The sequence below is a fragment of the Polaromonas aquatica genome (genome assembly GCF_042659145.1).
Classification (GTDB): Bacteria; Pseudomonadota; Gammaproteobacteria; order Burkholderiales; family Burkholderiaceae_C; genus Polaromonas; species Polaromonas aquatica.
This window is the reverse complement of the sequence record NZ_JBHSRS010000013.1, coordinates 155909-181501: the sequence shown is the minus strand read 5'-3', so window position 1 is coordinate 181501 and position 25593 is coordinate 155909. Positions and strand designations below refer to the sequence as shown.

Below are 25593 nucleotides of genomic sequence, written 5' to 3'. Positions count from 1 at the left end.
CTCTGTTTTTGATAGCTGGCTGCACCCGTCACACGGGGGCCGGAATGCAAAAAGGCCTGAAATCTGCGGAATGTACAGACCTCAAGCCGATTTGCGGGCAAGCCCGATTATCACAGGCCAGCCACCTCCTGCGCCGTTCAGTCCACCTCTACCAGCGCGCCCGCCGCCGTAAGGAAGGCGGCCTTAACCGCTTCACCCGGGTAAATCGCCCGCAGCGCCGCCCTGTAGGCCTGCAACTGCGCCACCAGACCGGGCTGGCGCAACGGCTCGCTGGCCGACTTGTAATCCAGCACCCACCAGTGGCCCGCATGACCGGCATCCTTGCGCTGCACCAGCCTGTCCAGCCTGAGGGTCTGTCCGGCATGGACCAGTTCGACCTCATTGCCCTGCCAGCCGACCACCTTTTCGTCCCAGGCCCATGCAGCTTCGCCATTGCGGATACGGCGGGCCATGGCCAGGGCTTCGGCGACCTGCGTGGGGCGGAGGCCAAACTCGCGGGCCACGTTCGCGGTGGCTGCGGCCTGCCGCTCAGCTGTCCATGAGGCAGCATCCCATTCCATTAGCCTGTGCATGGCCTTGCCCAGGCGGGCAGCGGGCGTATCGTCCGCAACGGGAGGCCGCGTATCAGTAACAGTCATAACCAGCCTGGCCGCTACCGGCAGCTCGGGAAGTTCAGGCAACTCAAACAACTGTGGATCAGCCATATCGCTGACAGGCATATGGCCCGCAGCAGGCGCTGGCGATTCGGCAGCCAGCGAATGCAGGCGCTGCCACCAGCTGTGTGTGGTTTCACGGTGCGGCTCAATCGACGACACCACCAGCGTGCCGCGTGCACGGGTCAAAGCCACGTACAGGGCGTTGAGTTCTTCGCGCTGGCGAGCGGCCTGCTCTGTTGCCAAGGCTTCCCTGACACACGCAGGCGGCCGGCTTTCGCTGACCAGGAACACAAATTTTTGCGGCGTGGCCGCCTCGCCAGGCCAATCCACCAGCACGCTCATGCTGTCGGCATTGCGCTCCACCGTGTCGGTGTCCAGCAGCAGCACGGCCTCGGCTTCCAGCCCCTTGGCGCCATGAATCGTCAGCAGGCGCACCGCGTCGGGATTGACTGCCGCCGGCGCCTGCAGCCCGCCGGCCTTGAGCGCACGCACAAAGGCATAAGGCGTGGCATAGCGGCCGCCATCCAGCTGCAGCGCCACGCCCAGCAGGGCACGCAGGTTGGCGAGCACCGTGCCGCGGCTGGCCGTTGGCGCAGCGGCTGCAAACCTCGCCAGCACATCGCCATCGTGGTAAATCGCCTGCAGCGCATCGTGCGGCGGCAGGCTGTCAACCCAGCCCTTGTACTTGATCAATTTGGCCGCCAGCCCCACAAACACGGGCGCAGCCAGCTCTGATTTTTGTAGCACATCAAACCACGAAAACTTCGACTCGCCTTTGGCAAGGGCGATCTGCACCAGCGCATCGTCACCCGCGCCAAACAGCGGCGAGCGCAAGGCCCGGGCCAATGACAGGTCGTGCTGCGGCGACACCAGAGCATCCAGCAAGGCGACGATATCCAGCACTTCGCAGCAGTCAATCAGTTCGGTTTTTTCGCCCACCTGCGCCGGTATATGCAGCGCGCGCAACTCATCCTGCAAGGGCAGCAGGCCTGCGCGCTTGCGGGAAAGCACCATGACATTGGATGGTTTCAAACCGTCGGCGAGCCGATCCGCTATCCACGCGGCCGCCTGACGAGCTTCCAGCGTGCGCAAGGTTTCTTCAGGCAGCTCACGCGGTGTACTCAGGCTGTCGCGCCAGCCGGCTTCCCTGGCCGAATCCTCGCTTGCGGTGTCGCGTGGAACAGGCGGCAGGCGGATCACACTGCCCGGCGCTTCTGACGCGCTGGTGTGCTCGCGAAAACCTTCATACCCGTCGTTCTCGCGCGCCAGGCCCATCACGGCGTTGACGGTTGTGATCACTGCCGCGCTGTTGCGCCGCGTGTGATCGCAGGCCAGCAGATCGCCGCCCAGCCCGTCGCGGACAAAGGCCTGCGCGGCCACAAACACCTGCGGCTCTGCCCGGCGGAAGCGGTAAATGCTTTGTTTCGGGTCGCCGACGATAAACACGCTGGGCGCCTGGCCGGCGCCGCCCCCGCTTCCCGAATAGGCGCCCAGCCACGAGGACAGCGCCTGCCACTGCAACGGGTTGGTGTCCTGGAACTCGTCAATCATCAAATGGCGTATGCGCGCATCCAGCCGCTCCTGCACCCAGCCGGACAACACCGGGTCACCCAGCATGATCTGCGCGGCGCGCTCGACATCGTTCATGTCCACCCAGCCGCGCTCACGCTTGAGCGCCGTGAACTCGGCGAGCAGCACCCGCGCCAGCCGCGCCATGCGCTGCTGGTAATCCCAGGCTTCGTGCTGGTTTCTGGCCTCGGCAATGCGCAGCGCCAGATCCTGCGCCTCTCGCACGGTGGCAATGCCAACGATTTTTTCGCCGAACTTGCGCGGCGTGCCTTTTTCAGTCAGCAGCGCGGCCAGCACGCCGGCCATATCGCCGCCTGTCAGCGCCCTCTCCAGTTCCACGCCCTTGGCGGAAAACGTGGGCGCCGACGCCCTGCCGAGGGCGCCCGCCGCAGCCACCAGCAACTGCCGGCTGGCTGGATGGGCGAGCAATACCTCGTCGGGATGGCCCAAGCCGGCAAATTCGACAAACTGCAGGCTGAAATGCTGCACAGATACATCCACCACGCCATCTGCATCCGCCAGCGCAAATTCCGTACGTTTGTCCAGAGCGCCGTGCAAGGCCTTGTCGGCCTGGAAACGGCCATGGGCCAGCACCACGGTTTCAAAATCAGTCTTGAGCGCAGGATCAGCTGCCAGCGCAGCATAAAAGCGCCGCCAGACCAGCGCCTTGGCCGGACCGTCGTCTTCCAGCAGTTCGTAATTCACCGGCAGGCCCAGTTGCTGCAGGGTCGCCATGGGCGCGCTGCGCAGCAAGGCGGCAAACCAGCTGTGGAAAGTGCGAATCTGCACGGGGCGGCCGCCGGCCAGCACCCGCTGGTATAAATTTGATAGCTGCTCGCGCAGCTGTGGCGGTGACTGCGGGCCCTTTTGGCTTAAAACACCGCGCATGACCAGTTCCTGGCGCAGGGTTTCGTCGTCGGCGTGGGCGAAGGCTTCAAGCCACTCATAAAGCCGTTCGCGCATCTCGCCCGCGGCTTTTTTGGTGAAGGTAATCGCCAGGATTTCATGCGGCTGGACTTGCACCTGCTTGCCGTCAACTTCGAGCAGCGCCCGCAGCATGCGCGAAACCAGCATCCAGGTTTTTCCGGCACCGGCACAGGCCTCCACCGCCACGCTGCGGCGCGGGTCGCAGGCGATGGCGTAAAACGCCTCGGCGGAAACCGGTTGGCCGTTGTGTTCGTAGGCGGCGTTCATAAGGTGCGCCGCGCAGGGCCGCCCCAAGCAAGCACAGCCCCCTCGGTAGGCAGCGAAGTACACGAAGTGACAAGCGTGGGGGCTTTATTCATTCCAAAAATCTTTCCGGCACAGCCCGCGAGCTGAACAGTATTCGCAGGCTTTGCCTTCCCCGAGCGCGGGCAACGGTGCGGCCTTGGCGATACGGGACATGTCATTCAGGATGCCGCCTATCAGTTCATCACGCAGGTGCACGATATCGCTTTGTTCATAAGTCCGGGTTGGCTCTTTTTCGCCCAGGTTGATATAGGCCGCAGCCAGGGTGTCGTCGGCCAGCAATGCGGCGTAAAAAGCCAGCTGTGTGTCTTCCTGGCCGTCCTTGATGCGCTCCCTGGTGGTGCCGCTCGCCTCGGTTTTGTAGTCCATCACGATGCGGCTGCCGTCCGGCATCTGGTCTATGCGGTCTATCTTGCCGATCAGAGAGATGTCGCCCAACGGCATGTCCTTCCAGACCTCACCTTCGACAAACTGCGCCCCTGTGGCTTCATGCGCTGTCAGCCATTCCAGGTAGCCGTCACGCACACGCGGCCAGATCGCGGCAAACGGTAAAAACTCGCTGTCGGTCAGGCCAAGTTCAGTTGCGGCCTGTTCGGCCGCTATATTAATCATAGCTAACCGTGCAGGTATATCGGTGGCTGAGGCATGATTCGCCGCCGGGCCGCCCCAAGGCGAATCCGCCCCCTCGGGGGGCAGCGTAGTACGCGAAGCGACAAGCGCGGGGGCTTTTTTCAATGCTTCATGGAAGTGATTCAACAGCGTATGCAACCAGTTGCCGAAGTCGCGCTTGCCCAGTTCGCTTTCCAGTTCGTCGGACTCCTGCAACTTGAGCTGGCGCAGTGCAAAAAACCGGTAAGGGCAACGCCGCAGGTCCTCATAGGCGCTGGCCGAGAGACGGGTAACGGGCAAGGCCTCGCCGGTCGGCATCGGGTGCCGGGTGGGAAGAAGAGCCAGCTCACGTTGGACACGCGGATCGGGCGCTGAATGTTCAGCACCCGCCCCAACGCCCGCGTTGGCATGCCGAAGCAGTATCTCCTGCACAAAACCGCTGGGCATCAGCCTTTCGCCGGCCTCGCTGGTGCGCCAGAGCACATCGATATGCGGCATGTGCAACGCGTATTGCCAGGCTGAGCGCTGCGCTGCGCTCAGTTCCTCACGTGAAGGCAGGCCCAACAGCTCACGCTGTGCCGGCGTCCACATGCCCGGTGGTTCTGGCGAGACAGCAAGGCGGACCTCATCACAGCCGGGCAAGACCACCGCCTGCATGGGCCGGCCCAACAATTGGCTGAGCGGCAAAATCACCACCTGCGCCTGGGCCGGATGCACAGGCGAAAAACTCACGGCCTCGAGCGTCTGGTTGATCCAGGCCGTGAAGTCCGGCAGGCTCATGCGCACGGCCGGCAACACCAGCTCGCTGCCCTCATCCAGGCGCAGCGCCTCACACACCGCAGCACCGGCAGCATCTGCCGCCATGGGGTGCCACTGACCCGCTGCCTGCAGGGCCGCCCGCAGGTCACGCAGCCAGTTGGGCAGCGGCCGGGGTTTCTGCAAGCCCTCACGCAGGGGCTGCACCAGCGCTGCCACGGGCTGGATGCCCGGAGACTCCGCCGGCAAGGCGCGCCAGAAGCGCACGCCGATCTTTCGCAACTCGATTTCCAGCCGGGTCACGTTTTCAGCCTCAAACGCCGGCGCGTTTTTAAGCCAGTCGAGCACGGCATCGGCAGACGCATCCCAGGGCAGTGCGCGCAGCAGGCTCATCAAGGTGGCGGCAGCGCGCGTGGTGGACAACTTCCAGCCGGTTTCATCACGCAGGGCCACACCGCGCTCGGCCAGCATGGCGCGGATGCGACGCGTCAGCACGCGGTCCTGCGCAATCAGTGCCACCGGCTTGCGCCCCTGCGCCAGTTGCGCCATCACACAGGCGGCGGCGCGATGGGCTTCGTCCTCGGCGTCCTGTGCGGCATGCAGCGACAGCGCGCCGGGAAGCGCGGGGGCATCCATCCGCAGCGAAACCGCCCGCTCACCAAAACGGGTTTTAAGCGCTCCCGCCAACGGCTCGGACTGGAAACCCTCCAGCACCACCAGCAGGTCTGCCGGCGCGGTGAACAGCACGTCAGAGGGATACGCCGATGTCGACGCCCAGACCAGCGCTATGCGGGCCACGGCCAGTTCAAGCGCCAGCGCCGGCGACTCCATGCCGACCCCAAGCTGGGCCGCCAGCCGCGCGCCCCAGGCCAGGCGCTGCTCAGGTGCCTGCGCCGAAGCCACGCGGGCGAGCGACCATGCCGACTCCACCAGGCGCCCGGCCAGCGTACCTTGCTGGGCTCCCAAGCCTGCACGTTCCAGCAAGGCCGCAGCAGTCAGCACGTCGATCGCAGCATCAAGCCGGATGTCATCGGCCGACGGCGCAAACCCGCCCTCGCCCGCCCCGAGACTGGTCGCCCAGTTCATGGTGGTTTCAAAACGCGGAACAAAAGCAGCCATGGCGCCGGCACGCGCAGCATGGGCGGACCAGGCAAGTTTCGCCTGCTGCATCAGCTGCGCATAGGGCACCAGCACCACCGCCAGCGAAGGGTGGACACCTCGGTCGCGCAACACCGCAGCCAGTTGCGCCATGACCTGCGCCCAGCATTCATCACCAGGGTGAAATGCCTGCACTGCACTTGAAATGGGGGTTTTATCGGTGTTGGCTATCAGGGTCATAGTTAACGGAAGCACTGGTATAGCCGACGGGGGGACTTGGTTTCTGACACAATGCCCAGAACTTTAGCCGTATCTTGCAACCCCTTCCAAAAAGGAGCCGTCATGGCCAGCGAACTGATCAAACATACCACTGATGCAACATTTGAAGCCGATGTACTGAAGTCGGCCCAGCCCGTGCTGGTGGACTACTGGGCCGAATGGTGCGGCCCCTGCAAAATGATTGCCCCCATCCTGGACGAAGTTGCCACCGGCTATGAAGGCAAGCTGCAGATCGCCAAGATGAATGTCGATGAAAACCGCGACATCCCCGCCAAGTTCGGCATCCGCGGCATCCCTACCCTGATGCTCTTCAAGGACGGCCAGCTTGCCGCCACCAAAGTCGGCGCCATGAGCAAGGCGCAACTCACCGCATTTATCGACCAGCAACTGGTTTGATTTCCCGTACGTCGGGGGCGTGACGCCCCTGACGCAACCCTGCCGATCCACGGCAAAGCCAAAGCGCAAAACCTCCGGCGCCGATTCCCCGCAGATCTTGTCCATCGACATGGACGCACGAACCCCCCGCATTTCCTGTCATAATCCAAAATATTCGCCAGTTGGTCATTGCCAGCAGGTTCGAGTTCCCGGTTTGTGAAGCCTTCTTTCCTCTGTCCGGCTTCCTTTCAAACCTCCCCCGTTTTTATAAATGAGCTCCGCAAGGAGTCATCCCTACGCAGGTAAATCCATGCACTTAAACGAACTCAAGGCACTGCACGTGTCTGAAGTCCACAAGCAGGCTGAAGCTCTCGAGATTGAAAACGTCGGCCGCATGCGCAAGCAGGAACTGATGTTTGCCATCATCAAAAAGCGCGCCAAAACCGGGGAAACCATAGTCGCCGACGGCGTGCTGGAAGTGTTGCCCGACGGCTTCGGCTTTTTGCGCGCACCTGACTCCAGCTATACCGCGTCTACCGACGACATCTACATCAGCCCGAGCCAGATCCGCCGTTTCAACCTGCACACCGGCGACATGATCGAAGGCGAAGTGCGCACCCCGAAAGACGGCGAGCGCTACTTTGCACTGAACAAGCTCGACAAGGTCAATGACGGCGCACCGGAAGACAACAAGCACAAGGTGATGTTCGAGAACCTGACGCCGCTGTTCCCGCGCGAGCAGTTCAAGCTCGAACGCGACATCAAGGGTGAAGAAAACCTGACCAGCCGCATCATCGACATCATCGCCCCCATAGGCAAAGGCCAGCGCGCCCTGCTGGTGGCGCCGCCCAAGTCCGGCAAGACCGTGATGATGCAGCATATCGCCCACGCCATCACCGCCAACTACCCGGAAGTGGTCATGATGGTGTTGCTGGTCGATGAGCGCCCGGAAGAAGTAACCGAAATGCAGCGCAGCGTGCGCGGCGAAGTGATCTCGTCAACCTTTGACGAGCCCGCCGCCCGCCACGTGCATGTGGCTGAAATGGTGATCGAACGTGCCAAGCGCCTGGTCGAACTCGGCAAGGACGTGGTCATTTTGCTGGACTCCATCACCCGCCTGGCCCGTGCCTACAACAATGTGCTGCCTTCGTCGGGCAAAGTGTTGACCGGCGGTGTCGATGCCAACGCCCTGCAGCGCCCCAAGCGTTTCTTCGGTGCAGCCCGCAAGATCGAGGAAGGCGGCAGCCTGACCATCATCGGCACCGCGCTGGTCGATACCGGCAGCCGCATGGATGAGGTGATCTTTGAAGAATTCAAGGGCACCGGCAACTGCGAAATCCACCTAGACCGCCGCCTTTACGAAAAACGCGTGTTCCCGGCAATCCACCTGAACCGCAGCGGCACCCGCAAGGAAGAACTGCTGCTGGCCCCGGAAATCCTGCAAAAATCGCGTATCTTGCGTCAATTCATGTACAACATGGACGAAATCGAGTCCATGGAGCTGATGCTCAAGAACATGAAGGCAACCAAGAACAACCACGAGTTCTTCGACATGATGCGTCGGGGCGGCTGATTGGCCCCCACGGTTGCTCACTTCGTGTAGCGCCCTGCCCCCGAGGGGGCCGCTGCGCCTGCAGCCCGGCTAAGCCGGTTCCGCGGCCCCGGCTTGAAAAATTCGGCCTCGAATCACGCTAAGTAGTTGATTTCATGCCATAATGGCGGGCTTAGCGGAAAGTGCCCAGGACTGGCTTGTGTGGCTACCGCAACGAAAAAGGAAAGATCATGAAAGAAGGCATTCACCCCAACTACCGCGAAGTCTGTTTTCTGGACTTGTCCAACGGCTTCAAGTTTGTGACCCGCTCCTGCGTGAACACCAAAGAAATGGTGAAAATGGAAGACGGTCGCGAATTGCCACTGTACAAGCTCGATACGTCCAGCGAATCGCACCCCTTCTACACCGGCACACAAAAATCCGTGGACAACATGGGTGGTCGCGTTGAGAAATTCCGCAACCGCTTCGGCAAGACCGCAGCCAAAGAGGCCGCTCCAGCAGCTGCCGAGTAAACTGCGAATACCATTTCGCCTGTTTGCAAAAAAGCAGCCTGAATTTCAGGCTGCTTTTTTTTCGGCTAAAACAGCGATCACGTATCGCTGTAGCGTAAAAGCCAGCGCCACGTTCACGCCACACGACTGCTGTTACCGCTTTTTCTGATCATCACGCCGTTTTGAACAAGCCTTCTCCAGCCATCATTGCCCAGTCTGCCGTCCGCCGCCTTCCGCGGCTGGCTCTGCTGCTGTTTTGCCTGGCCTACGTGCTGCCCGGTTTTTTCGGGCGCTCCCCCTGGAAGAATGAAGATATCGCCACGTTCGGTGTCATACGCGAGCTGGCCTCCAATCCGGGCAACTGGCTCGCACCCCAATTGCTAGGCCAGGCCAACGGGTTTGATGCACTGGCACCTTACTGGCTGGGCGCCATTGCCATCAAGTGCCTGCCCTCCCTGGACCCGGCTTTTGCCGTGCGTATTCCTTTCGGCCTGCTGCTGGTGCTTACGCTGCTGGCAACCTGGTACGCCGTTTATTACCTGGCCCGCAGCCCGCAAGCCCAGCCCGTCGCCTTTGCCTTCGGCGGTGAAGCCAGTCCCGTGGACTATGCACGGGCCATGGCCGATGCCGGCGTGCTGGCGCTGATTGCCTGCCTGGGGCTGGCTCAGCTGTCCCATGAAACCACGCCGGCACTGGCGCAGCTGGGTTTTACCGCGCTGGTGTTTTACGCCATGGCGGCCAGCCCCTACCGCCGCGCAACCAAGGTTTTCGGCCCGTCCCTGGGCCTGTTTGTTGGTCTGGCCGGGCTTGCCCTGAGCGGCGCCCCTACAGTGGCGCTCTTGCTCGGACTGGGCGGAACATTCGTGGAGTGGACCCACATGCGCTGGGGCAGCAGCGCGGGCTCAGGCCAGCTTGATGCAGGCAGCAAACGGAGGTCCTGGCAGTGGGTATTGCTGATTGCCGGCATCACCCTTTTTGTCAGCGGACTGGCTTACGAACTGGGCTTGTGGCAGTGGCGCATTCACCTGCCCGGAACCGGCGAGCAGTCGGCCTGGACAGACTGGCGCAAGCTGGGGCGCCTGCTGCTGTGGTTTACCTGGCCGGCATGGCCGCTGGCCCTTTGGACGCTGTGGCGCTGGCGCAGGCAGCTGGCAAGCCGCCACGTCGCCTTGCCGCTGTGGTTTGCGGCAACGGCCGTTGGCGCGACACTGACCACGCCAGCCGCCGACCGCAGCCTGCTGCTCGGCCTGCCCGCGATGGCCGCGCTGGCGGCATTCGCCCTGCCCACCTTCAAGCGCAGCGTGGCATCGCTGATCGACTGGTTCACCCTGCTCTTTTTCACGGGTTGCGGCCTCATCATCTGGGTCGTCTGGATTGCGATGCAAACCGGCGTGCCCAAGCAACCGGCTGCCAATGTGGCCAGACTCGCACCCGGCTTTGAACCCAGCTTTTCGTGGTTTGCATTCCTGGCCGCCGCCTGCGCCACACTGGCGTGGGCCTGGCTGGTGAAGTGGCGTGCCGGCGCACACCGGGCAGCCATCTGGAAATCACTGGTCCTGCCCGCTGGCGGTGCAACACTCTGCTGGCTGCTCCTGATGACACTCTGGCTGCCCCTGCTTGACTATGCACGCAGCTATGCGCCCATCTCACGCCAGATTGCCCGCATGGTGGACAAAGACGCCTGCGTCGAAATCCACGGCATAGGAAGCGCGCAAGCTGCGGCCCTGCAGTACCACGGCCACCTCGAGCTGCGCGAGGCGAGCTCGCAAGCGGTATGTCCTTACCTGATCGTGGACGCGGACGCCCAGCCCGGCCTCGGCGACACCGTCTCCCTGCCCGACTGGGCTTTCCAGGCCACCATACGCAGGCCCACGGACAGAAATGAAAACGTGTTGCTGTTCAAGCGGGTCAGCGTAGCCGGTCAACCGGCGGCAGGCACCCCGGCCAAGGCAACAGGAACCTCCAGGCCTGCCAGCACGCGCCACCGCCCGTGAGCGAACTTAAAGTCATCAGCCAGCATGCCGGCACCGTGCTGGTCGGCCAGTTGGCCGTGATGGCCTTCGGTGTCGCCGATACCGTCATTGCGGGCCGCTACAGCGATGCAGCCCTGGCTGCCCTGTCGGTGGGCTCGGCACTCTATGTCAGTGTTTATGTTGGCCTGATCGGCATCGTGCAGGCCCTGCTGCCGATCTGGGCCGAGATGCTGGGTGCCCGCAGGCATGAGGCGGTCGGGCAATCACTGCGGCAAAGCCTTTATCTATGCGGTTTTATCACTGTGGCCGGCATGCTTCCCATGCTGTTTCCCGGCGCCCTGCTGCGCTGGGCGCAAGTCCCCGAGCTCATGCGCGATGAGGTGCAGCGCTACCTGGCCGTGCTGGCCTTTGCCTTCGCGCCTTCCCTGCTGTTCCGCGTCTACAGCACCTTCAACCAGTCACTGGGCCGGCCGCTGCTCGTCACCTGGCTGCAGGTGGGCGCGCTGGCGGTAAAGATCCCGCTGTCGATCTGGCTGGTGGCGGGCGGCGGCGGCGTGGAACCCATGGGCGCCGTCGGCTGCGCCTGGGCCACGTTGGTGGTCAACTACCTGCTGCTGGCACTGGCCATCGTGATGCTGCGCACACAAACCCTGTACAAGCCTTTTCGCGTCTGGCGCGCCATGGAGCGGCCGGACTGGCGGCAAATCGGCAATTTTGCCAGGCTGGGCATTCCCGGCGGCCTGGCCTACCTCGTGGAAGTCACGTCCTTTACCCTGATGGCCCTGTTCATCGCCCGGCTGGGCACCGTCGCCTCGGCCAGCCATCAGATCGCGGCCAGTGTGGCGGCGGTGCTGTACATGATGCCGCTGTCCATGGCCATAGCCTGCAGCGCACGTGTCTCGTTCTGGCTGGGCGCCGGCAAACCGGAGTATGCAAAACGCGCTGTTTTATTGGGTACAAAGATCACAGTCCTTGTGGCGATTGCGCTGGCAGCTATTGTTTCAATAGCAGGAAGGCTACTGGCCGGCTGGTACTCAGCCAACCCCGAAATCGTTGCCCTGGCATCTTCGCTGCTGGTATGGGTGGCGTTTTATCACGTGGCTGATGCCACCCAGGCCCTGTGCGCATTTCTGCTGCGCTGCTACCGCATCACGATTGCACCGCTGGCACTTTATGGCGTACTGCTCTGGGGACTGGGTCTTTACGGCGGTTACCAGATGGCCTATGTCGGCCTGGCGGGCACCCTCGCCACGCAGTCAGCCGGCAGCTTCTGGACGGCGAGCACCATCGCGCTCAGCCTGGTGGCCGCCTGCCTGGCGGGATTGCTGTGGTACGCAGTGCACCGCAGCCTGCCAAAAAATCCGGAAGGAAGTCAGGCCGCCTGAATCCGGCGAACACGCGCCGCCGGAAAAATAATGGAGAACGAAGAGCCCTGACCTGGCTGGCTCTCGATATGCAGCTCCGCACCGTGCCGCTGGAGCACATGTTTCACGATGGCCAGGCCCAGGCCGGTTCCACCGGTCTCGCGGGAACGGCTGCGGTCGATACGGTAAAAGCGCTCGGTCAGGCGCGGCAGATGTTCAGGCGCAATGCCCGGCCCGCTGTCCTTGACCCTGAACTCGCCGCGTCCGTCATCCAGCAGCGTCCAGCTCACCTGGACCGTGCCGCCCTCCGGTGTATAACGCACGGCGTTGGTCACGAGGTTGGACATGGCACTGTAAAGCTCGGTTTGCACGCCCGCGATTTCGCAAGCCGGGCCAGCATCAAACGTCAGTTGATGGCCGTGCGGGGCAATCAGCGGGGACAGGGCCCGCGCCTCCTGCTCACACTGCACCAGCAAGGCGCTTGTAGTCATCCAGTCATTGACGCCCGGAAACGGGCTGCCCTCAAGCCGCGACAGCGTCAGCAAATCATTCACCAGCGTCTGCATGCGCAGCGACTGCTGCGCCATCAGCGCCAGGTAACGCGCACGTTCGGGCTCTTTCAGCGGCAAGGTTTGCAGGGTTTCGATAAAGCCGGACAACACCGTCAGCGGTGTGCGGATTTCATGCGATACATTGGCCACAAAATCGCGGCGCATGGCTTCGGCCAGTTCAACCGCCGTGATGTCGCGCGACAGCAGCAATTTGCGGTTTTTCCCGTACGAGTGCACATGGACCGACAGCTTGACCGGCCGCGCCGGTGTGCTGGCGCTGCCCGGGATCACCACGTCATGCGAAAAGTCACCCAGCGCCATGTAGGCGCTGAAGGCCGGCTCTCGCACCAGGTTGGCAATGTGCTGCATCACGTCGCGCTGGGCATCAAACCCGAAATGCTGCGTCGCCATCTGGTTGCACCACTCGATGCGCCCCTGGGCATCGAGCAACACCACGCCGCTGGGGGATGCCTGGATGGCCGACAGGAACTCGTCAAGGCGGGCCTGGCTTTCCAGCAGGTGCTGGTCGCGGTTTTTGAGAAGCCTGCGCGTCCTGTCAGCAGTTTCACCCCAGATGCCGGGCATGACGGGCATCTGGCCGGCCATAGCGGCCGGCGTCTCGTTACTCTGCTCCGCGCGCAACCATTTAAGGAGCCGGGCAGCATGGAGGCTGTCAAGAAGCAACCAGACCAGGGACGCCAGAACCAGGCCGGCGATCGCCCCCTCTTTCGAAGCAGTCCAAAAGCCAAGACCGCCGCCAGCAAGCATGCAGGCGGCGAAAACCAGCCAACGATTGATCATGTTCCGGATTGTGCCGGAGCAGTTGCCTGGTTTGCGGCGCCAGCAGCAACGGCAACCACCGCCGTCAGCCGGTAGCCCGCCCCGCGAACGGTTTCAACCATGGTCCCCGCAGCACCCAGCGCCTCCCTGAGGCGCTTGACGTGCACATCCACGGTACGCTCTTCAATGAACACGTGGTCACCCCATACCTTGTCCAGCAAGGCGCTGCGGCTATGCACACGCTCGGCATGCTTCATCAGGTAATGCAGCAGCTTGAACTCCGTGGGGCCCAGTTTCAGTTCCTGCCCCTGGTAGGAAATGCGGTGTGTTGCCGCGTCCAGCACAAGGCTGCCGACGGTCACGCTGTCATTGACCGACTCCGGCGCGCGCCTGCGCAGTACCGCGCGAATGCGTGCCAGCAGCTCCTGTGTGGAAAACGGCTTGGTGATGTAATCGTCCGCCCCGGCATCCAGGCCGGCAACCTTGTCTGGCTCGTCGCCCCGGGCCGTCAGCATCAGGATGGGCGTGCTCCTGGTACGAGCCTGCTTGCGCCAGTGGCGGGCCAGGGCAATACCGCTTTGCCCCGGCAGCATCCAGTCGAGCAGAATCACATCCGGCAGGACGGCATCCAGCTCGCGCTGCGCCGTGACGCTGTCCTGCGCCACCACCGGGTCAAACCCGCCGTGCCGCAGGTTAACAGCGATGAGCTCGGCGATGGCCGGCTCGTCTTCAACAATCAAAACGCGTGGCAAGTGTTTCATTCACCAATTACTTTACAGCAGACTCGATTTGGTCCATGGGCGTATGACGGACATCCGCACCCTTGACCACATAGATGATGAATTCAGCGATGTTCTTGGCGTGGTCGCCCACGCGCTCTATGGCTTTTGCCACAAACAGCAGGTCCAGGCTGGCCGAGATGGTGCGCGGGTCTTCCATCATGTAAGTGATGAGCTTTCGCACAAAACCGTCGAACTCCTGGTCGATCTGGTCGTCCTCCTTGAGGATGGAAACCGCCCCCGCCGTATCCAGCCGGGCAAACGCGTCCAGCGCCTTGCGCAGCAGTCCGCTGGCAAGCTCGGCGGCAACACGCAGGTCTGAAGACGGCAGCGAGCGGGCAGAACCGCTTTCGATGATGGACTTGACCATGCGCGCGATCTTTTCGGCTTCGTCGCCTGCGCGCTCAAGGTTGGCCGTGGTTTTTGAGATCGCGATCAACAGGCGCAAGTCGCGGGCGGTAGGCTGGCGGCGTGCAATGATGGAGGACAGTTCGCGGTCAATGTCGATTTCCATGGCATTGACACGCGCTTCGGTTTCAATCACCTGGTTGGCGCTTTCGGAACTGAACTGCGACAGCGCGTAAATGGCCAGGCGGATCTGGGACTCAACCAGCCCGCCGAGTTCCATCACGCGTGAAGACACGCCATTGAGTTCGCTGTCAAACTGGGTAGATAAATGTTTATCGGACATATTCTTCTTTCGTATTTTGACAAGACCGCAGTGACTCAGGAAGCGTAGCGAGCGGCGTCAGGCCGCATTGAGGAGCGGATGCGTACTTAAGGTACGCAGAGCACCGCAAATGCGGTATGGCGTCGCGCAGTAGCTTCATGAGTTGCTGCGCTAGCCGAACCGGCCAGTAATGTAATCTTCCGTCTCTTTGCGTTTTGGCTTGAAAAACAGGTCTTCAGTCGCGCCAAATTCCACCAGGTCGCCCAGGTACATATAGGCTGTGTAGTCGCTGCAACGGGCGGCCTGCTGCATGTTGTGCGTCACGATCACCACGGTGTACTCGTTCTTAAGCTCGGCGATCAGTTCCTCAACCTTGGCTGTTGAGATCGGGTCAAGTGCCGAGCATGGCTCGTCGAGCAGCAGGACCTCCGGCTTGATCGCAATGCCGCGTGCAATGCACAGACGCTGCTGCTGCCCACCGGACAGGCTGGAGCCGCTCTGGTTCAGCTTGTCTTTTACCTCGGTCCAGAGTGCCGCCTTGCGCAACGCCCATTCCACCCGCTCGTCCATATCTGCCGAATTCAGGCTTTCAAACAGTTTGACACCAAAAGCGACGTTGTCGTAAATCGACATCGGGAACGGTGTGGGTTTCTGGAACACCATGCCGACCTTGGCGCGAATCAGGGCTACGTCCTTTTTCGACGTGAGCAGGTTCTCGCCGTCAAACATGATTTCGCCTTCGGCACGCTGCTCCGGGTAAAGCTCATACATGCGATTGAAGATGCGCAGCAGTGTTGACTTTCCGCAGCCGGAAGGCCCGATGAAGGCCGTGACCTTTTTCTCGGGGATTTCCAGGTTGATGCCCTTGAGCGCGTGAAACTTCCCGTAATAGAAATCCAGGTTTTTCACCGAGATTTTCGACTGTGCGACCTGCGGCACGTGCGAAGCTGTTGCAGTTTCCATTGTTCTTGCTTTCTGGTCTTGTATTCGTTGTTCGGACGGACTGGGTCAGCCCTTGTTGCGTGTCAAAACACGCGCCAGGATATTCAGGCCAAGCACGGCCAGCGTGATCAGGAAAACACCTGCCCAGGCCAATTGCTGCCAGTTCTCGTAAGGGCTGAGTGCAAATTTGAAAATAGTCACGGGCAAACTGGCCATGGGCTTGCTCAGGTCCGAGGTCCAGAACTGGTTGTTCAGCGCCGTGAACAGCAGCGGCGCCGTTTCACCGGCAATCCGCGCAACGGCCAGCAATATCCCGGTCGTCACGCCTGCACGTGCGGCCCTGAGCGTGATGCTGGTAATGACCTTCCACTTGGGTGCTCCCAGCGCATAAGCAGCTTCGCGCAGCCCCGGCGGGACCAGTTGCAGCATGTTCTCCGTGGTACGTATGACCACCGGGATCACGATCAGCGCCAGCGAAACAACGCCGGCCCAACCCGAGTAGGACTTGAACTGCGCCACCACGATGGTGTACACAAACAGGCCAATCACGATGGACGGCGCCGACAGCAAAATGTCGTTGACAAAACGCGTTACGGACGCCAGCCAGCCCTTGGTGTTGTATTCGGCCAGGTAAATGCCGGCCATGATGCCGACGGGCGTGCCCACAAAAGTGGCCAGCAGCACCATCAGTAACGAGCCGTAAAGTGCATTGGCAATACCGCCCTCTTCGTTGGGCGCCGGCGTCATCTGGGTAAAGGTCGCAACAGACAGGCCGCCCAGGCCCAGCCGTATGGTTTCGAACAGAATCCACGCCAGCCAGAAGAGGCCAAACGCCATGGCACCCAGAGACAGCACCAATGCAACCTGGTTAACACGCTTGCGGCGGGCAAACTTGGCCAGCCGCGCCGTATCCTGAATAGCCGCGCTCATGTCTTGACCCCTTCACTCTTGCGCAACTGGGCCAGCAGCAGCTTGGACAGCGACAGCACGACAAAGGTAATAAAGAACAACACCAGGCCCAGATAGATCAAGGCGGCCTGGTGCAGTCCGTCGCCCGCTTCCGCGAACTCGTTGGCCAGCGCCGAGGTGATGCTGTTCGCCGCCTGGAACAGGCTCAGCGAATCCAGCTGGTTGAAATTACCGATGACAAATGTAACCGCCATGGTTTCACCGAGCGCGCGCCCCAGGCCCAGCATGATGCCGCCGATGACACCGGCTTTTGTGTAAGGCAGCACCACTTTGGAAACCACTTCCCAGGTGGTGGAGCCCAGGCCGTAAGCCGACTCTTTCAGCAGCACCGGCGTGACTTCAAACACGTCGCGCATGACCGACGCGATAAAGGGAATGATCATGATGGCCAGGATAATCCCGGCCGACAGGATACCGATGCCGACCGGGGGGCCGGACACCAGGGCGCCAAGGAAAGGCACGCCCTTAAACAGGCTTTGCAGGGGTTGCTGGACATAGGTTGCCAGGATGGGCCCAAACACCAGCAGGCCCCACATGCCATACACAATCGAGGGTACCGCGGCGAGTAGTTCAATGGCGGTTCCCAGCGGCCTTTTGAGCCAGGCCGGGGACAGCTCCGTCAAAAAAAGCGCAATGCCAAAGCTGACGGGCACCGCAATCAGCAAGGCGATGGCGGATGTCATCAGCGTGCCGTAAATCATGACCAGCCCACCGTACTCGTCTTTCACCGGGTCCCAGACACTGCTGGTCAGGAAGCCGAGGCCGTATTTGCTGATGGCGGGCCAGGCGCCCACCACCAGTGAAGCCAGGATGCCGATGAGCAAGGCCAGCGTCAGCAGTGCGGCACCCAGGGCAGCCCAGCCGAAAAGCCGGTCCGCAACGGGATTCCTGCGAACAGTGTTAACGGGAGGTGGATTGGTCATGGCGCGTCCGGTCACTTTTGCCGGGTGGTCAAAAGCAGCCCGGCTTGCCGGAAGTGTAGAGGACACGTGTAAAAACCCCTGCAGTTTGTTGCGGCGGTAAAACCCGGATTACTTGAACGCGACGGCCTTGCCCGAGGTGTCCTTGATATCGGCCCAGGATTTTTCAACCGTCGTTTTCACGGCTGCAGGCATGGGCACATAGTCCAGGTCGTCGGCAACCTTATCGCCGTTTTTGTAGGCCCACTCAAAGAACTTGAGCGAAGCGGCGGCCTGCGCAGGCTTGTCCTGGGCTTTTTGCATCAGGATGAAGGTCGCGCCGGTGATGGGCCATGCGTCCTTGCCGGATTGCTCGGTCAGGATCTGGTAGAAGCTCTTGGCCCAGTCAGCATTTGCCGCGGCAGCCTTGAAAGCGGTATCGTCCGGCGAGACAAAATTGCCTGCGGCATTTTTCAGCAGTGCATAGGTCATCTTGTTTTGCTTGACATAGGCGTATTCGACATAGCCTATGGAGTTGGGCAGGCGGCCCACAAATGCGGCCACGCCTTCATTGCCCTTGCCGCCGGCGCCCACTGGCCAGTTCACGGCAGTGCCTTCGCCAACCTTGCTTTTCCATTCAGCGTTGACCTTGCTCAGGTAGTTGGTGAAGATGAAGCTGGTGCCCGAACCATCGGCGCGGCGAACCTGCGCAATGTCTGCATCCGGCAGCGCCAGGGTGGGGTTCAGCGCCTTGATCGCGGGGTCGCTCCACTTGCTGATCTTGCCGAGGTAAATGTCACCCAGCACCTGGCCGCTCAGCTTGAGCTGGCCTGCTGCGATGCCCTTGATGTTGACCACCGGCACCACGCCGCCAATCACCATCGGGAATTGAACCAGGTTTTTGGCCTTGAGTTCTTCGTCTTTCAGGGGTGCATCGGAAGCGCCGAAGTCCACGGTCTTGGCATCGATCTGCTTGATGCCTGCGCCCGAACCCACCGACTGGTAGTTGATCTTGACACCGGTGGCCTTGTTGTAGTCTGCGGCCCATTTGGAATACAGCGGTGCCGGGAAGCTGGCGCCTGCGCCCGTGACTTCCTGGGCAGAAGACAGCGTGGCAAACGACAGGCCAGCAAAGCCGACAGCAGCAATCATCGAAAGTTTGTAAGCAAATTTCATCAAAACACCTCTTTGGGTTATGGAAAAACTATAAAAAAAGAAAGGCCAGGTACGAGAAAAAGGAGAGATGCGCTGACTTTAGGAACCTTGTGTGACAGGGGTGTGACAAATCCCTGCCCAAACGGCCCGTGTGACACACCCGTCCCGCGTCACAAAAGCGTCAAATTTCAGTCACCGTCCTGTCATACGGGGCACCTACGCTCAAACCTGTTTTGGCCGGGGGTATTTCCAGGCTTGGGTGCCGCTCTCCTGACATCGTCGCAACCAGCCAGCGTTTTGCCGGCAACGCCCCCATGAAGGCATCTATCCCCCTGAGCCTGCAAATTTCGCAGCTGGACGGCTTTTTTCAAGCAATTTATGGCCATGGCCCCCTGGATACAAGCGCAACCAGCTATCAATTAGATAGCAATTAAAAACTTTAATCACAGACGTTTAAGACGTCTCGAGGAATAAACATGCTTTTTCAAGAACCATCCCTGAACCGGCGCCACCTGCTGCAGCGCGCCAGCCTGCTGGGCGCAAGCGCAGCCCTGCCCGCCTGGGCACAACCCGGCAAAACGGCCAGCGCCTCCCGCAGCGTGGTCGTGGCCCAGGTTGTCGACTTTTCCCAGGCACAACAGGATGTTTCCAAGGACTTCCTGATCGGTTCACGTGCCGCCTGGCAGGACATCAATTTGCGCGGTGGCCTGCGCGGCCGGCAGGTGCAGCACCTGACGCTGGAGACCGACGGCACACCGGCCAGCCTGCGCACAGCCATCGAATCTGTCAAAGCCAACCCGTCCTGCGTGGTGCTGTCAGGCAGCGTCGGCGACCAGATTGCATCCGAAACCGTGGCGCTGATACGCAAGGACGGGCTCAACATTGCCCACGCCGCTCCCTGGCTGCAGAACGCCAGCCTGGAAGTCGATGACAGCACCTTTCCCATCTTCGCCGCGCGGCAGGAGCAGATTGCCCACGCGCTGAAAACGCTTTCAGTCATGGGGCTCAAGGAATTGGGCGCAATTTACGGCACCGCACGGGACCATGCCGCTTACCACGTTGAAGTCGAGCGTATTGCCGCCGGCATGCAGCTCAAGCTCCAGTCCTTCCAGGGTGCAGGCCAGTTGCGGGCACTGGGGCAAAAACTCACGCCCCAGACGCCTGCCGTGCTGCTTTTTGTGGGTGGCACGCCGGAACTGGCCGAATTCACCCAGGGCCTGGAAAAACAGTCGCGCCAGCGTTATGTCGTGGCCCTGGCCGACGTCAACCTGCAAGTCATGCAGCAGATGGGTGCGGCGCGTAACACCCCCGTCATTGCGACCCAGCCGGTCCCTCTGGTGACGGCCAGCCTGCCGGTCGTGCGCAGCTACCGCGAAACGCTGGCACGCCTGTTTGACGAGCCGCCCACCTCACTAAGCCTGGCCGGCTTCATTTCCGCACGTTATACGTTTGAAGTGCTCAATGACGTGGATGGCCCCCTGACCCGCCAGAGCGCCCTGGCCGCTTTCCAGCGCCGTACCGCAATGGATGTAGGCGGTTTTCGCGTCAGTTTTAACGCCCAGCGCCGCAGCAGCACCTATGTCACGCAAAGCATGATGACTCTGGATGGCCGGGTGATTGGCTAGGCACCTGCAACAACGATGCGAGTACCACGTGAATGCTATGCTGAGAAATCAAACAGAAACTCAGACATGCAAAATGGAACGCTACTGGCTGCTGTGGATCTTGGATCCAACAGCTTTCGCCTCGAAATTGGCCGCTTTGACCATGGCCAGATCAACCGCACCGAATACCTCAAGGAAACCGTCCGCCAGGGCAACGGGCTTGATGCAGACCGCAACCTGACCCCTGAAGCCATGCAACGCGGCTGGGATTGCCTGGCCCGCTTCGGCGAACGCCTGGCAGGTTTCAAAAAACACCAGGTCCGCGCCGTCGCCACACAAACCCTGCGCGAAGCCCGCAACCGCGACGAGTTCCTGGTACGAGCCCACAAAATCCTGGGCTTCCCGATTGACGTGGTTTCGGGCCGCGAGGAAGCCCGGCTGATTTACCAGGGCGTGGCCCACATGCTGCCGCAGTCGGACGAGCGCCGGCTGGTGGTCGACATCGGTGGCCGCTCCACAGAGATGATTGTGGGCCGGGGCCTTGAGGCCCGCACCATGGAATCCTACCGCGTCGGCAGCGTGGCCTGGTCGATGAAGTATTTCCCTGACGGGCAATTCAGCGCGCGCGCCTTCGACATGGCAGAAATTGCCGCCAAAGCCGTTCTTGAAGAAGCCGTGAATGTGTACCGGGCCGAGGCATGGGATGTGGCCTATGGCTCCTCCGGCACGATAGGCGCGGTCAGCGATGTATTGACGGCCGCCGGCTGGCCGCCAGGCCTTGTCACCCGTGAAGGGCTGGACTGGCTGCTGGACCGCCTGGTCAAGGCGCAAAGCGCCGATCGCCTGAAGATCGAAGGCATGAAGGATGATCGCCGGCCCGTCATTGGTGGCGGTGTGAGCGTGCTGCGCGCGGTTTTCGGTTTGCTGGGCATAGAGCGCATGGAGGCCGCACAAGGCGCCCTGCGGCACGGCGTACTGTATGACCTGCTGGAGCGCGAACAGGAACGGACCGACCTGCGCTCCATCAGCGTGAAGCGACTGGTAGCCAAATTCGATGCGGACGCGATACAGGCCCAGCGTGTCGACAGGGTCGCCAAACACCTGTTCCGCATGGCCGGTGCGGGGCTGCCGGCAGCGGAATCGGAGCGTCTTCAGCGCAAGCTGGAGTGGGCGGCCCAGTTGCATGAAATCGGCAGCCAGATATCCCACAGCGATTACCACAAGCACGGCGCCTACATCCTCGACAACGCCGATGCCCCCGGTTTTGCACTACCCGAGCTGCACCGGCTCAGCCTGCTGGTGCTGGGCCATCGCGGCAAGCTGCGCAAACTGGATGTGGATTTTGAAGACCGCCCGTTTATTGCCCAACTGCTGTGCCTGCGCCTGGCGGTGATTTTGTGCCATGCCAGGCGCGACCCCGACCTCAAGGGCCTGCAGCTTGAAGCCGGTGCCGAACCCGGCCGCTTCTTCGTACTCAATTGCAGGCCCGGCTGGGCCGAAGCCTTTCCCCAGTCCGCGCACCTGCTGCGGGAAGAAGTGCTGGCCTGGCAAAAAACACCCTGGACTTTGATCGTCTCGGGGCTGTGAAGTCGTCCGCTTGACTGGCGGCTTCAAAACAATATAAACTGTATATATCGTTTATTTGAAAGAAGACCTCATGGCAACCGCGAAAAAAGCATCGGCGACACCAAAAACCGCAGCAAAACCCAAAGCAGCACCGGCAAACCCCCCTGTCAGCAAGGCGCCGGTGCGCAAGGCCAGCGCAAAAAAACTGCCGGCCAAGGCACCTCAAGCCAAAAAGGCTGCGGTCGCCAAGCCCGAAAAAATTGAAAAGCCGAAAAAAGCCAAGCTGGTGCGCGACAGCTTCACCATTCCAAAGACGGAATACGTGGTGCTGGACGAACTCAAACAGCGTGCCGCCAAACTGACCCGCCCTGCCAAGAAAAGCGAGTTGCTGCGCGCAGGCATCAAGCTGCTGGCCAGCCTCTCCGACGCCGCGTTCCTGACGGCGCTTGAGCAGGTTCCTGCCATCAAGACCGGCCGGCCCACGCTCGGTTCTTGAACCACGCAAGGGCAGGCGCTTCTGGCGTTCATGCCCGCAGGATCGTCTTTGTTGCGTGCGCAGCAGCACCCTCGTCGATCCTTGCCCCCTCACCTGCATCGCAACACTGCACTAACCGCGCAAGACCGGTTCCCCGCTGCGCGGGTTGGTGAGGGTCACATTCTCGAGCGCCCGAATGCGCCAGGTCTCGTTCTGTCTCGTCAGTACTGCGAGGATCAGCGTATCCACCTCATGTGGTCCGGCCGGGTGTGCGGCACCGGCCGTCAGGCGGCTCCAGAAATGTATGACCGCCACGCCTTCGGCCATGTGGCTTACATCGATCAACTCATTTTCCAGCGTGGAGTCGCTATAGATGGTTTCGTGAATGGGCGCGTGGAGTGCCACGATCGCATCAATGCCACGGACATAGTGCCCGAAGCGATTTACGAATGTCGCGTTTTCATCAAACAAGCTGCCCAGAGCAGCCATGTCATGAGCGTTCCAGGCGGCCTGGAATGCACTGGGCGCATCTTCCGGTTTTTTCATTTGAGTCATGGGGAAATTACGCTCATCGTAATGGGGGAGTCGACCTGGCAAAAAACGTCTTAAACCCCCATCATCGCGCCCCGTAAGGCCCCGCGTCAACTCAAAGAACCTCGGGAGACTGCACAGTCACCACGACGGTCTGGCTCTGGCCATCACGGTCGCGATTGCGCAGCCACCAGAGCGAGCCCTTTTTGACGGGACATTCGTTTTCCTGCAGACCCAAAAGCTGGGCGATGACCTGACCCAGGACGGGCTGATGGCCGACCACCAGAATCAGCGACCTGGCTGACGGCCACTGCACCAGCTCCAGCAGCTGCGCGGGCGTCGCGTCCGGAGCCAGTTCAGCACGTATCTTGTATTTGCGGCCCAAGGCCAGCACCGTCTGCTCGCAGCGCCGCGCCGGGCTCACCAGGATGCGTGCGCCTTCGGGCAACTGGCGGTCCAGCCAGCCGGCCATGCGGGCGGCCTGTTTCTCGCCACGTGCCGTCAGCGAACGATCAAGGTCATTGCCTGCCTGCACATCACCTTCGAGCCAGTCTTCTGCCTCCGCATGACGCCACAGGATCAGGTCCATGTTTATTTACCCCTTTGCCCTGGTGCCGTGTAACGCGCCATCAGGGCGGCCTGCGCCCCATGGCCCTGCTCGCGTGGACCGACGCGCAAATAGGTGCCGTCGGGCTGCAGGTCCCATGCGTCAAGCCCGTCGTGCAGGTAAGCCACCAGGCACTCGTCAATGATGCGCTGGCGAATCACCGGATCGGTTACCGGCCAGGCCAGTTCCACACGGCGCAGCATGTTCCGGTTCATCCAGTCCGCGCTGGAAAGGTAAAGCGTTTCTTCAGCATCGCAGCGGAAATAGAACACCCTGGAATGCTCAAGAAAACGGCCGATGATGGAACGCACGCGGATGTTGTCGGTGACGCCGGGGACCTGCGCCGGCAGCATGCAGGCGCCGCGCACGATCAGGTCAATCTTCACGCCGCGCTGCCCGGCCTGCACCAGCGCCAGCATCAGGTCTTCGTCGGTCAGGGCATTCATCTTGACAACAATGCGGGCATCCCTGCCCTTCAACGCCGCCTCGCCCAGTGAGTCGATTTTTTCTATCAGCCTTTGCTGCAAATGGAACGGCGCCATCAACAGGTGGTGCAGTTTCGGCAGCCGGCTCTGGCTGGCCAGGTGCACAAAAATATTGTCAACGTCCGCCGTCAGCAAGGGCTCGGCCGTCAGGTAGCTCACGTCGGTGTACAGGCGTGCTGTGCGCGGGTTGTAGTTGCCGGTGGACAGATGCGCATAACGCACAAGGTGCTTGCCTTCACGCCGGGTAACCAGCAGCATTTTGGCGTGGGTCTTCAGCCCCACCACACCGTACACCACCTGCGCGCCAATGGACTCCAGCATCTCGGCCCAGTTGATATTGGCTTCCTCATCAAAGCGCGCCTTGAGCTCCACGACCACCGTGACTTCCTTGCCGCGCCGCACGGCTTCGCGCAGCAGCACCATCAGCTCCGAGTCGGTGCCCGTGCGGTAAATGGTTTGCTTGATGGCCAGCACATGCGGGTCGTTGACCGCCTCGCGCAAAAAGGCCAGTACACCGTCAAAACTCTCGAAGGGCTGGTGAATGGACACATCCCCCTGCTTGAGCCGTTCAAAAAATGACTGCCCCTGCACGAGTTGCGTGGGGTAGCAGGCGCTATAGGCAGGGAACAAAAGCGCGGGATCATTGACCAGGTCCACCAGCTGCGTCAGGCGCACCAGGTTGACCGGGCCATGCACCCGGTACAGCGCCAGTTCGGGCAGGTTGAACTGCCTGAGCAAAAAGCCCGAGAGAAAATCCGAGCAGCCGGCCGACACTTCAAGCCGGACGGCCTGTCCGTAGTGACGCTGCTCCAGCCCCTGGCGCAAGGCTGTACGCAGGTTTTTCACATCGTCTTCATCGACCGCCAGGTCTGAATGGCGCGTGACGCGGAACTGCGAGAACTGCCCCATCGTGCGGCCCGGAAAAAGCTCTGCCAGGTGCGCGCGAATGACGCTGGAAAGCGACACAAACAGCATGCCCTTGTGGGAGCCACGGCCGGGCATGGGGATGAAACGCGGCAATACCCGCGGCACCTTGACGATGGCGATTTCGTTTTCACGGCCAAACGCATCGTGCCCGCCAAGCCGGACAATGAAGTTCAGCGACTTGTTGGCCACCTGCGGAAAGGGATGGGACGGGTCCAGCCCGACGGGAATCAGCAGCGGCCGCACTTCCCTTTCAAAATAGTCCTTGACCCAGCGCCGCTGGGATGCATTGCGCTCGCCATGCGAGACGATGCGTATGCCGTGCCGCTCAAACGCGGGCAAAAGGTCGTCGTTATAAAGCGAATACTGGCGCGCCACCATGTCGTGTGCGGCACTCGAGAGCGCCTTGAAGGACTGCGCCGTATATTCGCCCTTGGGGTCCTTGCCCTGCGCCGCGGTCAGGTGCGGCGCCACGCGCACTTCAAAAAACTCGTCAAGGTTGGACGATACGATGCACAAAAACCTCAGGCGCTCCAGCAATGGCACGTCGGGGCGTTTGGCCCAATCCAGTACACGCTCGTTAAATGCAAGGATGCTGTGGTCGCGGTCCAGGAACTGCACCGGCTGCACAGGCGGGTGTGGCAAGGCAGTCAGGACAGGTAAAACACGTAAAGGAGTCGAATGGGGCATTAACAAGGTTGCAC

The 25593-nt window shown here is 61.5% G+C and carries 20 protein-coding genes; 8 read left to right on the top strand and 12 right to left on the bottom strand.

Going from position 1 to position 25593, the window contains the following annotated elements; genetic code table 11:
* Positions 1 to 137 precede the first annotated feature (137 nt).
* Together ACFQND_RS04975 and ACFQND_RS04970 are read right to left on the bottom strand one after the other, a co-directional pair.
* Positions 138 to 3419, bottom strand: coding sequence for a UvrD-helicase domain-containing protein (locus ACFQND_RS04975; RefSeq protein ID WP_371437777.1), 3282 nt, complete (start codon positions 3417 to 3419; stop codon positions 138 to 140).
* Positions 3420 to 3503: 84 nt separating this feature from the next.
* The gene (locus ACFQND_RS04970; protein ID WP_371437778.1) at positions 3504 to 6158 is read right to left on the bottom strand and encodes a PD-(D/E)XK nuclease family protein; all 2655 of its coding nucleotides are present in this window, start codon (positions 6156 to 6158) and stop codon (positions 3504 to 3506) included.
* A gap of 102 nt (positions 6159 to 6260) precedes the next feature.
* Between ACFQND_RS04970 and trxA the strand changes: the two genes are divergently transcribed.
* From trxA to ACFQND_RS04945, 5 genes are all read left to right on the top strand, one after another.
* The gene (gene trxA, locus ACFQND_RS04965; RefSeq protein ID WP_371437779.1) at positions 6261 to 6593 is read left to right on the top strand and encodes a thioredoxin TrxA; all 333 of its coding nucleotides are present in this window, start codon (positions 6261 to 6263) and stop codon (positions 6591 to 6593) included.
* Between the two features lie 289 nt (positions 6594 to 6882).
* Complete coding sequence (rho, locus tag ACFQND_RS04960) at positions 6883 to 8145, top strand: transcription termination factor Rho (RefSeq protein ID WP_371437780.1); 1263 nt, start codon at positions 6883 to 6885, stop codon at positions 8143 to 8145.
* Between the two features lie 209 nt (positions 8146 to 8354).
* Positions 8355 to 8636, top strand: coding sequence for a type B 50S ribosomal protein L31 (locus ACFQND_RS04955; RefSeq protein ID WP_371437781.1), 282 nt, complete (start codon positions 8355 to 8357; stop codon positions 8634 to 8636).
* Between the two features lie 161 nt (positions 8637 to 8797).
* A complete protein-coding gene (locus ACFQND_RS04950) occupies positions 8798 to 10609 on the top strand; it encodes a hypothetical protein (protein WP_371437782.1) in 1812 nt (603 codons plus the stop codon).
* A complete protein-coding gene (locus ACFQND_RS04945) occupies positions 10606 to 11973 on the top strand; it encodes an MATE family efflux transporter (protein WP_371437783.1) in 1368 nt (455 codons plus the stop codon). Before ACFQND_RS04950 ends, ACFQND_RS04945 begins: the two co-directional genes overlap by 4 nt.
* Here the strand turns inward: ACFQND_RS04945 and phoR are convergent.
* The 7 genes from phoR to pstS all read right to left on the bottom strand — a co-directional run bounded on the left by phoR (position 11961) and on the right by pstS (position 18694).
* Positions 11961 to 13304, bottom strand: coding sequence for a phosphate regulon sensor histidine kinase PhoR (gene phoR, locus ACFQND_RS04940; protein ID WP_371437784.1), 1344 nt, complete (start codon positions 13302 to 13304; stop codon positions 11961 to 11963). The two genes, ACFQND_RS04945 and phoR, sit on opposite strands and share 13 nt — an antisense overlap.
* On the bottom strand, positions 13301 to 14044 hold the full coding sequence (gene phoB, locus ACFQND_RS04935) for a phosphate regulon transcriptional regulator PhoB (RefSeq protein WP_371437785.1): 744 nt from the start codon (positions 14042 to 14044) through the stop codon (positions 13301 to 13303). Before phoB ends, phoR begins: the two co-directional genes overlap by 4 nt.
* Positions 14045 to 14051: 7 nt before the next feature.
* The gene (gene phoU, locus ACFQND_RS04930) at positions 14052 to 14753 is read right to left on the bottom strand and encodes a phosphate signaling complex protein PhoU (RefSeq protein ID WP_371437786.1); all 702 of its coding nucleotides are present in this window, start codon (positions 14751 to 14753) and stop codon (positions 14052 to 14054) included.
* A gap of 150 nt (positions 14754 to 14903) precedes the next feature.
* On the bottom strand, positions 14904 to 15695 hold the full coding sequence (gene pstB / locus ACFQND_RS04925; protein WP_371437787.1) for a phosphate ABC transporter ATP-binding protein PstB: 792 nt from the start codon (positions 15693 to 15695) through the stop codon (positions 14904 to 14906).
* A gap of 45 nt (positions 15696 to 15740) precedes the next feature.
* Positions 15741 to 16604 carry a phosphate ABC transporter permease PstA gene (pstA, locus tag ACFQND_RS04920; protein ID WP_371437788.1) on the bottom strand — a complete coding sequence of 288 codons (864 nt, stop codon included), beginning with the start codon at positions 16602 to 16604 and terminating at the stop codon, positions 15741 to 15743.
* Positions 16601 to 17566, bottom strand: coding sequence for a phosphate ABC transporter permease subunit PstC (pstC, locus tag ACFQND_RS04915; RefSeq protein WP_371437939.1), 966 nt, complete (start codon positions 17564 to 17566; stop codon positions 16601 to 16603). Before pstC ends, pstA begins: the two co-directional genes overlap by 4 nt.
* Positions 17567 to 17674: 108 nt before the next feature.
* Entirely contained in the window at positions 17675 to 18694 is a 1020-nt protein-coding gene (gene pstS / locus ACFQND_RS04910; protein ID WP_371437940.1) for a phosphate ABC transporter substrate-binding protein PstS, read from the bottom strand.
* Between the two features lie 479 nt (positions 18695 to 19173).
* Between pstS and ACFQND_RS04905 the strand changes: the two genes are divergently transcribed.
* From ACFQND_RS04905 to ACFQND_RS04895, 3 genes are all read left to right on the top strand, one after another.
* A complete protein-coding gene (locus tag ACFQND_RS04905; RefSeq protein ID WP_371437789.1) occupies positions 19174 to 20322 on the top strand; it encodes an ABC transporter substrate-binding protein in 1149 nt (382 codons plus the stop codon).
* Positions 20323 to 20388: 66 nt separating this feature from the next.
* Complete coding sequence (gene ppx / locus ACFQND_RS04900; protein ID WP_371437790.1) at positions 20389 to 21888, top strand: exopolyphosphatase; 1500 nt, start codon at positions 20389 to 20391, stop codon at positions 21886 to 21888.
* A 70-nt stretch (positions 21889 to 21958) separates the two neighbouring features.
* Positions 21959 to 22363, top strand: coding sequence for a hypothetical protein (locus ACFQND_RS04895; RefSeq protein WP_371437791.1), 405 nt, complete (start codon positions 21959 to 21961; stop codon positions 22361 to 22363).
* 111 nt (positions 22364 to 22474) lie between these two features.
* On the opposite strand, the gene ACFQND_RS04890 is transcribed toward ACFQND_RS04895, so the two are convergent.
* The 3 genes from ACFQND_RS04890 to ppk1 all read right to left on the bottom strand — a co-directional run bounded on the left by ACFQND_RS04890 (position 22475) and on the right by ppk1 (position 25579).
* A complete protein-coding gene (locus ACFQND_RS04890; RefSeq protein WP_377412489.1) occupies positions 22475 to 22888 on the bottom strand; it encodes an SgcJ/EcaC family oxidoreductase in 414 nt (137 codons plus the stop codon).
* A gap of 100 nt (positions 22889 to 22988) precedes the next feature.
* The gene (locus ACFQND_RS04885) at positions 22989 to 23462 is read right to left on the bottom strand and encodes a SixA phosphatase family protein (RefSeq protein ID WP_371437793.1); all 474 of its coding nucleotides are present in this window, start codon (positions 23460 to 23462) and stop codon (positions 22989 to 22991) included.
* A 2-nt stretch (positions 23463 to 23464) separates the two neighbouring features.
* Entirely contained in the window at positions 23465 to 25579 is a 2115-nt protein-coding gene (gene ppk1, locus ACFQND_RS04880; protein WP_371437794.1) for a polyphosphate kinase 1, read from the bottom strand.
* Positions 25580 to 25593: the final 14 nt, after the last annotated feature.